The 9,812-nt window shown below is 39.5% G+C and carries 12 protein-coding genes; all 12 read right to left on the reverse strand.

The features are described from left to right. Positions 1–1,673, reverse strand: a 1,673-nt coding sequence (locus tag BMZ99_RS24960; RefSeq protein ID WP_139214856.1) for a bifunctional DNA primase/polymerase, incomplete at its 3' end; no start/stop codon positions are given. A gap of 16 nt (positions 1,674–1,689) precedes the next feature. After that, positions 1,690–2,892 (reverse strand): ATP-dependent DNA helicase, encoded by a 1,203-nt coding sequence (locus tag BMZ99_RS24965; RefSeq protein WP_090944489.1) that lies wholly within the window; start codon positions 2,890–2,892, stop codon positions 1,690–1,692. Beyond that, entirely contained in the window at positions 2,886–3,278 is a 393-nt protein-coding gene (locus BMZ99_RS24970) for a VRR-NUC domain-containing protein (protein WP_090944492.1), read from the reverse strand. Before BMZ99_RS24970 ends, BMZ99_RS24965 begins: the two co-directional genes overlap by 7 nt. Next, positions 3,275–3,685, reverse strand: coding sequence for a hypothetical protein (locus BMZ99_RS24975; protein ID WP_090944495.1), 411 nt, complete (start codon positions 3,683–3,685; stop codon positions 3,275–3,277). The genes BMZ99_RS24970 and BMZ99_RS24975 overlap by 4 nt, the downstream gene beginning before the upstream one ends. Positions 3,686–3,722: 37 nt before the next feature. Beyond that, positions 3,723–4,292, reverse strand: coding sequence for a helix-turn-helix domain-containing protein (locus tag BMZ99_RS24980; RefSeq protein WP_175490705.1), 570 nt, complete (start codon positions 4,290–4,292; stop codon positions 3,723–3,725). Then, positions 4,289–4,882, reverse strand: coding sequence for a sigma-70 RNA polymerase sigma factor region 4 domain-containing protein (locus BMZ99_RS24985; protein ID WP_090944501.1), 594 nt, complete (start codon positions 4,880–4,882; stop codon positions 4,289–4,291). The genes BMZ99_RS24980 and BMZ99_RS24985 overlap by 4 nt, the downstream gene beginning before the upstream one ends. A gap of 14 nt (positions 4,883–4,896) precedes the next feature. Continuing rightward, positions 4,897–5,019 carry a hypothetical protein gene (locus BMZ99_RS27515; RefSeq protein ID WP_281246868.1) on the reverse strand — a complete coding sequence of 41 codons (123 nt, stop codon included), beginning with the start codon at positions 5,017–5,019 and terminating at the stop codon, positions 4,897–4,899. After that, entirely contained in the window at positions 5,016–6,398 is a 1,383-nt protein-coding gene (locus tag BMZ99_RS24990; RefSeq protein ID WP_090944504.1) for a DEAD/DEAH box helicase, read from the reverse strand. The genes BMZ99_RS27515 and BMZ99_RS24990 overlap by 4 nt, the downstream gene beginning before the upstream one ends. A 72-nt stretch (positions 6,399–6,470) precedes the next feature. Further along, on the reverse strand, positions 6,471–7,148 hold the full coding sequence (locus BMZ99_RS24995; RefSeq protein ID WP_090944507.1) for a single-stranded DNA-binding protein: 678 nt from the start codon (positions 7,146–7,148) through the stop codon (positions 6,471–6,473). Next, complete coding sequence (locus tag BMZ99_RS25000) at positions 7,148–8,140, reverse strand: ATP-binding protein (protein WP_217645157.1); 993 nt, start codon at positions 8,138–8,140, stop codon at positions 7,148–7,150. Before BMZ99_RS25000 ends, BMZ99_RS24995 begins: the two co-directional genes overlap by 1 nt. After that, positions 8,137–8,709 carry a host-nuclease inhibitor Gam family protein gene (locus BMZ99_RS25005; RefSeq protein ID WP_090944510.1) on the reverse strand — a complete coding sequence of 191 codons (573 nt, stop codon included), beginning with the start codon at positions 8,707–8,709 and terminating at the stop codon, positions 8,137–8,139. Before BMZ99_RS25005 ends, BMZ99_RS25000 begins: the two co-directional genes overlap by 4 nt. Then, positions 8,709–9,779, reverse strand: coding sequence for a DUF1351 domain-containing protein (locus tag BMZ99_RS25010; protein ID WP_090944513.1), 1,071 nt, complete (start codon positions 9,777–9,779; stop codon positions 8,709–8,711). The genes BMZ99_RS25005 and BMZ99_RS25010 overlap by 1 nt, the downstream gene beginning before the upstream one ends. Positions 9,780–9,812: the final 33 nt, after the last annotated feature.

Here is a 9,812-nt window from a genome sequence, read left to right on the forward strand (position 1 = left end):
GTATCTAATACATAATTATTGCTCATGCCTGGACAAATAAATTCCGTGTCATTGTTACGCCAACCGAATTTTGATACTCCAACTCGATCAGGAATAACCTGCGAATTGGCAGCTTCTAATTCTGACAGCCATTTTGTTAATATTTTTGCTGTATCTGAGGTAACAACTAATCCTGAATCAGCCAGGCACATGATTTTCTTAGAATCGAAAATAGTTGATTTCGGTAAAATCACGCTACGCCAATTACCCCTATGGGTTTTAAATGACAGGGAAGCCTTTTCCTGATTGGTGTCAATGTTACTGATCCGTTCATTGATAATAATGGGGGCGTATGTGGCTTTATTATAAGTAATATTACCTTCATTACTGACTTTACACGCTGCCACACCATCATTTTTGAATACCCATGCTGCATATTGTGATAGATTACCTGGCAACATTAAATTAATAGGCACATCCGGTACCGTTTGGGATAGCCAGCGAACGCCGTTCGAATCTCCTGCTGGAATCGTTTCACCCTGACCGCCTTCAATAACGGAAAAGCCGGCTGATTCACGTTTATATTTAGAAAGCTCTTTTTTTAATGAGGCTTTATTTCCGCTATACCTATGTAGAAAATCATCAAAAAATAGTGGTTCTTTTTGTTGTACTAAAGCCAAGGCGCCTAGTATTTCAGGATGATTCACATTTTCAGGCGTTGGCATAATGATATTTTTTATTTTCGCTATAGCCTGAGGAACAACACCCAAGGACCAACCACAAGGGGCAGCTATATTGCAGCCACCTGAAGGACAACCTTTAAAACCAACACTGGTACTGATGTATTCACAATTCTGAGGGTTCATATTTGTCAAGCATTCATTAATTTTTTCATCACTGATTTTATAACTGTAATTTTCAGCCTGTGACAGAATTTTATGAGCTACCTCTACACCATCTACCGCACGAACAAGATTTGTAATTGCTGCTAGTTTTTCGTTATAGGATAGGCTTTTAAAATTAAGCTGTACATGCTGCATAAAAGCACAATTATTTAGCATATGCACCGCTGGGCCATCCGTAGGCCTACGCTCAAATGAATGAGGTCGATCAGCAGTATTAATTGGTTTTTCCGCAGTAATCTCTGACAATAACCATGCAGGACATTCAGCCACTGCCACCTCATCCGGACGTGAGCTGCACTCCCATATATAATCCCCTTCTGAGACTACAGATGGAGCTGCCACGATATAACCGCCATTACCACGGGTATCTAATCCATTTCCTAACCTACCAGTGCTATTTGAAATATTACTACCAGCAGGATACCTGAAAATGATATGCCTTCCACCCGTTGGAGTGATTGCCTCGACCGTATCTGGTATTGAACCTCCATGATCGTCTAGTAACTCTTTGAGGGATTCATTTCCGTCTATCCCTTTTGCTTCATTGGTGCCGTGTTTCGGTCCATCTACATCTAAAACAAATATTCCTGACTTTTCACCTGTTGCAATACCGATATTCGCATTTGGCCATTTCGACCACCATTGAGTAATAATTACTGGATCAATGGTGGCCTCATGCTGCCATTCTTTTATTTTGGGCGGAAATTTACTGTTTTCGGTGAGAGGAATCACATGCCAACCCATTCCTGCATAATATAAGGCTGCTTGTCCTATTTTTGAAAGTTCCATATGTCACCCACCTTAATTACCTTAACCAGATTAATTTTTTAGCGGCTCTCGTTACGCCTGTATATCTCCATCGTGCTTGCTGTGTTGGATCATTCCGATCTGGCCAGCTATCATCATATAGAACAACGTTGTCCCATTCTGAGCCCTGGGAAGCGTGGCAGGTGATGCAATACCCATACTGCAGTATGATTCCTTTTAACGCATTGCGCCGTTGCTGATCGTTTTCCCATAAGGCTAAAGGATTATATTTCAGTTCCGTAAATTCTGCTTCATCCTCGAATATTGGCCTTAAATTTAGTTGATTCGAAGAAAACATAAACCCGTCCGGTTTCCATGGTAATTTACTTATGATTTGTTTTTCTTCCACTTTCGTAACATATCCGATCAACCCATTGACCAAAGGTGTTGGCAATCTGCCATCAACCAGCAATGTATCCCAGAAATTACGTCTGCAGATCATTTTGTCACCAACAATAGGTAAATCACCTGTGAAACCAAAATACTGCCTGGCTTGATGATTAATGGAATTTACTGTCGCATTCCTGGCTGCAATAAACTGATCAGCCCATTTAAATATTTCAAGATTGCTGAATAGATCAGTTTTTGACATTTGCCATATGCAATCCGGATAGCTTTCATCTTCCCTGAGAGGCTTACCTTTTCGGATTTTCTCAGCCAGGTAAGCAATGGGACTGCCTTCATCCTGGCGCATGATTTCCTCAAGGGTTACGTCCGGATTGATTAATAGTTCAGACTCTTTCCCTTGCACTGGTGGGAGCTGAAACGGATCTCCCACCGCGATAATTGGTATGCCGAAGGATAATAAATCATTGAGTGTTTTGGTATCGATCATACTAGCTTCATCCACCATAATAATGGAAGGTTTAGGGTCCAGGTATTCTTTCAGTTTGGTTTTATATTTGACTCTGTAAAATGATTTTCCATTATCATCTTCGCAAAGTGTCTCCACTGGAATGGTTTCATAAATTAATCTGTGAATTGTAGTTGCTGGCATTCCACGCTGCTGCATCACCAGGGCAGCTTTACCCGTGTAAGCGCAAAATGCAATTTTATTTTCAGCCAGCTCTGCCGATACCATGGAAGATAAATAAGTTTTTCCGGTACCAGCATAGCCAGCTATTTTAAATATCTGTTCGTTACCGTCTAACCACCATTTTTTAGCACGGTCAAAGCCTACTTGCTGCATTCGGTTTAACATAGTATTTGTTTCACATCCTCTAAACTCCGCGCCACCCCTGCACGGGCTCCCAATCTTTGCATTTGATCGATAAAATTTAACTGGTCCTTAGTTGGTCTGCCTGTAGCGGTTTTAATTTCAAGAAAACCAGTTCGTGCAAATTGTTGGCCAACCATTTCAGGCGTGATAATAATAGGTGTAATTACTAGCAAATCAGAAAATCCTTTAGGTAAACCCGTATTAAACATTCTTGGATTTATAATCTTAATGGATCGATCAGGATTTTTTATAATTTTATCGCCTGTATAAGCTTGGCCAACATTTGCTCTGAAGCAGGTACCTAAATGATTTTCAGAAATTGAAATACGGATTAAGTTTTGTATGTCATGCTCTGATAGCGTTTTCATGGGTTAACACCCTCATACTTATTTTTTAACCGCTCAAATTCGCGTCTGTCCCTTTCTTCTTGCTGTTCTTTATATCTTCTGGCAGACTCATTTCTTTCTTCAACTTGTTTTATTAAAAACTGATCAAAATCTTTTTGTACAAAAATACCTTTCTTTATTAATCTTTTAATCAGCTGATCCCGATTGAACATTTCTTGTTCAACTTGACTTGCTCTTAAATACTCTATTTCCGTTTCATTCCCCCATTCATTGCAATAATCTTCATCACAAACATTTGTTATCCACATCAAAAATCCACCATCAGTTGTAATAATCATTGCAGGACTAGATAAGCGGTTCATTTCCACATAAACAACCGTTTTGCCAACTAAATCCTCAGGGCTTTTCATTACATATAAATCTGACATATTATTTCCCCTTCCAAATCTCCAAGCGCTTGGAAATTCACATATTTAATTTTCTTAATTTACTGGTTATAGATTTTCTACTTCTACCTAAAATTTCTCCCATATTTTCATAGGCATATTTCCTAGTAAGCATGGACAATAAACTTTGCTGTTCTATTGCAGTCCATTTCTTCCAACCATTAGGTGGTTTCTGTCGATCTTGTTTTTTCTTGTCTTTAAACCATTGGGGAGAGCTATTGAACCATAAAGAACTTTTCATCTTTCTGCTATCCCACAAATTCTGATTACTTTCGAGAAATTTTTCAAAATCTCTGAGATCAATTAAATATATTTTTTTAGTAGCAAAAGGAGCTAATTTATATTTAAGCAGTCCTTTATTTATCCATTCATATACTAAGGTCTTACTGACTCCCAAAATATCAGCTATATTAAAACCACTTAAATATTGTGATCCTCTGGCACAACCCCCTAATCCAAGACGAACAGCCTTGCAATATAAGGAGGAATTGGAACGTTTGGTTTTCTTAGAACAATAATCCACACCTTTATTCCAATTATTTATGAGAAAAAGCTCTTCTTCTTCCGTCCAAAATACTCTTTTGGTCATATTGCCATCTCCTTTACATATAACCCCCTGAATTTGGCAAAAGCTCCACGCATATTTGACCATATAGTCGATTTTGATAAATTTCCTTCTTCCGCTATTTCCGTTAATTTATAACCATTTACAACGTCCTGAATTTGTTGTAGTTGATATTTAGAAAATTTTCTAAATATCTTATCTAACACCATTTGATTAATAATCTCCTGAGTGAAAGTTTCATCTTCCCCTATTAACTCTTGACGCTCTACACCTTCACCTTTACTATCAAATACAATGTCATTGATGCTTACCATAGATTTAATTTTGGATGTTTTTCTATTAAATCTAGGCTTGTGTTTTGCGTGATAGCCAAGTAAGGCGTAATTGATAAATTTAGCAGCTACAATCATGAAAGGGATTGAATATACAGATGAGTCATATTTCTCATACGCTTTCCATAATGCTATGGAAGCAACCTGAAACATTTCATCATAATCATAAGTTTTTGACCACTTATAAGCTTTATTTTTAAGCAATCCTTGAAAACTGTAATAGACTTCTTCGAACGTCATGACAGACTGATTATTTTCGCTGATAATTATTGTTTTACTCATGATTTACGCCTCCTTCAGCCCTTAGGCATCCATCTTTTACGATTTGTTACCTTGCGATCTGCCTCACATTCTTTGCACTGCCTACGATTTATTTTATTAACGTCATAATATCTGCACGTTCCGCAAATACGTTTCATGACTGCATTCCTCCAAATGGAATATTTTTGATTTCACATTGCTTTTTCACCCATAAAGGTGAATACCCACGCTGCATGGCAATCTGTTTTAACGTGACCACATTTCTAGCTCTGCCGACTTCCATACGCTTTTCTTTTTTCTGGATTTCTAATATCTCAGTGAGCTCACCAGCTTTTTCTTCCGGTTCGGCTTTTTCTGTAACCTGGTACACATGACCACAACCTGGACATATTGGAGCTGGCGTATGAGCGTAATAACATTTAGGGCAAATTTTCATGGATACTTCCCTGGATACGGTTTTCTTTTTCTTACTTTCTAATGACCATCCACGATCTTCATCAGGTAAGCCATGCCTGTACACGTTACCAACATGATCAATGATTACAGCCACTTTATCTGGATTATTTTTATCGATCCGCATAGCTCTCATGGATTGTTGAATATAAAGCGATAACGATTGCGTGGGTCTTGCTAAAATGACTGCCTCCATATTGGGACAATCATACCCCTCACTGATAAGATCCACATTACAAAGTATCTTTATCTTCCCAGCTTTAAAATCTGCAGTAGCTGCCCTACGAACAATGTCTTTGGTATCTCCATCTATATGAAGGGCAGGAATCCCAGCAAGACGAAACATATCAGCGGTATGCTGGCTATGAGCTACACTGGCACAATAACAAACGGCTCTAGCACCAGGTGCGAGTTTTTTATACTGAGCAATCAAGTCCCCTATAATCTCCGACTTATCCATACATAACGCAACTTCTGACTGTACATAATCACCGTATTTTACCTGTAAGTCTGAGAAATCAATTGCTACTGGTGGAGAATAGTATCGATATGGTGATAAGTTACCCCAGGATATTAATTCCTTCACTGATGGCCCCATGATCAAAGATTTAAAAATATCACCCAATCCTTGACCGCCCATCCTAGCTGGTGTCGCTGTAAGTCCGATTACATATGCCTCAGGGTAAAAGGCAAGTAACTTGCGCCAAGTACCAGCTGTAGCATGATGTGCCTCATCTAGAATTATTACTTGGGGTGCATTGATTTTATTGGTACGTCTGATAACGGACTGTATGCTGGCTATTTGGATTTTTTCTGACACATTCATGGGATAGCCAGCAGCAATGATTCCATGACTAACTCCTAGTGCCTGAAATGTTTCTGATGATTGGTCAATAAGTTCTTGACGATGGACCGCAAATAAAACATTATTTCCTTTTAATTTTGCTTGCGCGCTCATCCATGCCATGATTACTGTCTTACCTGCTCCGCAAGGAGCAACTATGCACGTACGGTGATTGCCGTTTTGAAACTCTATGCGGGCACCATCGATAAGTAATTCCTGGTATTCTCTAAGCTGAAACACGTTTCTTCCCTCCCTATAGGGGTAAAAATAACCCGCCTAGAACTAACCAGACGGGCTATGAAATTATAAAATTTAGAATGGTACGTCTCTATTTGGATCCCAACCAGGTGGATACTGCTGTTGAGGTTGTTGTGGTGACCACGGCGCTGGCTGAGCTTGTTGCGGGGGATATCCCTGGGGCGCTGGTTGCTGTGGTGGTTGATTATATGAATGTTGTGGTGGAGCCGGTGGTTGTGGAGCCTGTCCACCGTATTGAGGTCCAGGTTGTTGCTGATATCCTCCTGGTACTTGCTGTGGGGGTGGAGCATATGCCCCTTGTTGTTGATATTGTTGGGCAGTTGGTGGAGCACCATATTGTTGCTGAGGCGGTGCTCCATATCCTTGTTGTGGAGGACGCTGTTGGTTAGGAGGCGCCGCTTGCTGCTGCCCTCCATTATTAATTGGTTCACAAAAACCAAATCGGTCTAACGTAACATTTAAACTAGTAGCTTGCTGCCCTTGTTGGTTAGTGTACTGACTTGATTCAAGTCGACCAGTAACGGTTAATAAATGACCTTTTTTGCAAGAGTTTAAAATCAATTCAGCACTTTTACCAAAAGCTGAGCACCGAAAAAATGTAGCTTTATCCTGTCCTTGATTATCTTTGCCGTGATTATCAGCTAAAGAAAAATTAGCGATTGCTTGTCCACTTTGAGATTGCTTGCTTTCAGGATCACCTGTTAATCTACCGTGAATTGTAATTGTATTCATTATTGCTGTCCCCCTTGTTCAATTTTGGCAAAATGTTCAAATTCAAGTTTTAGCGAGTTACATTCATCGTAGGTAAGTTGCGCTGGCGGTCTACCAAATCTCGCATGGATATACCCCGGGATTCCGTTTGGATCCCATCCACCATTATTCCATTCCAATATAATTTCTTGTTCGAAAGCAATGAATCCATATGCTTGAGGTGGTAAAAATGGCGCCTGTTGTTGATATTGCTGTACTGGCTGCTGTTCATAAGCCTGCTGATATCCACCATTCCACTGCTGCTGACCTTGGTAATATCGTGGCTGCTGATCAATCCCCATCCCTAGCCATTGCATTAATTCGATTCCGGTATTTTCATCCGGAGTAAAACATTTACCATCAAATAAACGAGTTCTATCTTTGCCAGACGTGGCAGTATGCCTTTCATTATCCATATCCAGCACCACAGTAAATTCGTATTCAAGACCGGCGCGCTGCACAGGTTCCATCCCTTTTTTTACTGGAATGATCTTGCCTTTATCGTCTTTCTCCATTTCATAAGCTGTTTTAGCTCTCATAGTCACAATGATATGAATTGGAGATTGTAAAATAGCATCTATAAACTTATCATGCATTGGTGTGGCATCTCGCCATCCATTGGTAAAGGAGTTTTTCCCGCCTCTTTTATTGACTTCATCTAGAATACCGCCTTGCTTTGACCATGCATGTGAGAGGCTATCAATAATCAATACATCATATCCAGCATCTTCAGCACCTTTGATGGCGCCAATATATTTGTCAACTGAAAACGGTGGTGCAATTTCGGCAACATCATAATCGGCAATATCACAATACAGCTGACCGCTGCCATTCTCGGTATCGATAAGGGCGATTTTACCACCCATTCCTTTTGCTATTTTTAATGCTGAATACGTTTTACCTGATCCTGATGGACCACATAAGGCTAGTCTAAGTTTTGCCTTACGGCGTTCAGCTTTTTGGAAAATACTCATAATTTACGCTCCTTTATAGTCACTGTATCCGGATATTCCACTGCAGATATAAAATCCAGTATTTCACCGTCATTGGTAAGTACTTTCCCTGTACTTAATGGTGTAAGAGTATCCTTAAACTCAGACCAGTTCACCGATTCTTCAATTTTTAGATATTCAGGATCTGTTTTTTTAATATGATCGATTAACCGCAGACTTTTACCATCGACCTTATTACCAGCAATGAAAAATTCAGGAGCCTTTGCACGAAAGCTAATATTACCACTAGGCATTTTAACGGTTTTCTTCTTACCGTCTAACTGTGATTTTGCATATGGCGCCAGTAGTGATATAAAATAATTAATTGAACTCTCATTTTCCGCACTTTCCTGCTCCTGCCATTGCTTAATCTGATTGATCCTCAGCTCTGCCAACTGCTCAATTTCTTCATTTTTTTTCTGTAATGTTAAAATTTTACGAACTGCCCAATCAGCTTTATTGTCATTATCTATAGTAAAGCCTTGTTGCTCTTGTTGTTCCATAGCTTGACCAATATAACTGTCAAGATTTTCTTCTAAGCTTCCTAACATTAAAACTCACTCCTTCTTGTTTGGCTAACAATCTCATACGATATTCCCTGACTAGCCATAAATGCTTTTAATGCACCAGCTTGAGGAATCGTAATGCCTGGTAATTTCAGAATTACATCATATGGAGTTTCACATGTAGGGGGCATTGGTGGTATAGGAGGCATTGGGCGCGATACAGGCGGTAATGGCGGTACATGAAAGGATGCTGGATTTAACGCTTCATCCACCCAATCAGGATTCGTTCCCTCAATTCCTTCACCGTAGTTAGGAAAACCTATACTATTATCATCAGGATGGTGTACATGATCTAATACTCTTGGTGCAGGCTCTACATTAGGAGCAGCTGCTTTCGCTTCCATATCAGCACGTTTCTGACACTCAGCCATGATAATGTTAGGAATATCTGCTAACGAAGCGTCAACCAATAAATGATTTACATCGTCTGGCATGATAGGGGTTTTTAATCCTACTGAATGTGCTACACATTGCCCTTTAATTAAATCTATACGCTGCCTTGCCATTTCCTTAGCTTCATCGTCACGGCGCTGAGAGTCCAGCATGCTTTCAATTTCCGTTACAATTTCCTTACGAACAGCATTCTTTTTAGCGGTACGGTTTGTCCATTTTGACTGTACCGAAAACTTGAAATACTCATCACGTACACCCATATTAGTAGCTGTGGTTTGGGCAAATTTCTTTAATTCCTCTTCCAGCTTTAAGACTCGATCATTTTCATATTCAAGGATTTGCTTTTTAAGTGGAGTTTCTGCCTTTTCGATCAGCTGTAGCAGCTCTTTAATTTCCCCTTCGAAAACCTTGTATGGTTCATCCATTTTCTTTTTGACTTCTTTCCGGAAACCATCAATCTTAGTTCTGATTGATGAAATTTCTTTCTGTGTGGATTCCATATCTTTGAGGTTTTCCTCAGTAACAACTAGACCAACATATTTTTCAATATGACTGTTAAGGTTTTGCTTGATATCAGCAAAGTTCCAAACGAATTTATGTTCATTGGATATAATTTTTAATTCCGTAATCTTGCTGGATTTTTCCGTTTCTATTTCAGACATATGGTCCTCCTTGATTGACTGCTATCATGCAGT

It is taken from the genome of Pelosinus propionicus DSM 13327 (assembly GCF_900114615.1).
Lineage (GTDB): Bacteria > Bacillota > Negativicutes > DSM-13327 > DSM-13327 > Pelosinus > Pelosinus propionicus.

Excerpts from the sequence above, each read along its gene's own strand:
- BMZ99_RS24965 (WP_090944489.1), bottom strand. The coding sequence starts at position 2,892 with ATGTTAAACCGAATGCAGCAAGTAGGCTTTGACCGTGCTAAAAAATGG.
- BMZ99_RS24970 (WP_090944492.1), bottom strand. The coding sequence starts at position 3,278 with ATGAAAACGCTATCAGAGCATGACATACAAAACTTAATCCGTATTTCA.
- BMZ99_RS24975 (WP_090944495.1), bottom strand. The coding sequence starts at position 3,685 with ATGTCAGATTTATATGTAATGAAAAGCCCTGAGGATTTAGTTGGCAAA.
- BMZ99_RS24980 (WP_175490705.1), bottom strand. The coding sequence starts at position 4,292 with ATGACCAAAAGAGTATTTTGGACGGAAGAAGAAGAGCTTTTTCTCATA.
- BMZ99_RS24985 (WP_090944501.1), bottom strand. The coding sequence starts at position 4,882 with ATGAGTAAAACAATAATTATCAGCGAAAATAATCAGTCTGTCATGACG.
- BMZ99_RS27515 (WP_281246868.1), bottom strand. The coding sequence starts at position 5,019 with ATGAAACGTATTTGCGGAACGTGCAGATATTATGACGTTAATAAAATA.
- BMZ99_RS24995 (WP_090944507.1), bottom strand. The coding sequence starts at position 7,148 with ATGAATACAATTACAATTCACGGTAGATTAACAGGTGATCCTGAAAGC.
- BMZ99_RS25000 (WP_217645157.1), bottom strand. The coding sequence starts at position 8,140 with ATGAGTATTTTCCAAAAAGCTGAACGCCGTAAGGCAAAACTTAGACTA.
- BMZ99_RS25005 (WP_090944510.1), bottom strand. The coding sequence starts at position 8,709 with ATGTTAGGAAGCTTAGAAGAAAATCTTGACAGTTATATTGGTCAAGCT.
- BMZ99_RS25010 (WP_090944513.1), bottom strand. The coding sequence starts at position 9,779 with ATGTCTGAAATAGAAACGGAAAAATCCAGCAAGATTACGGAATTAAAA.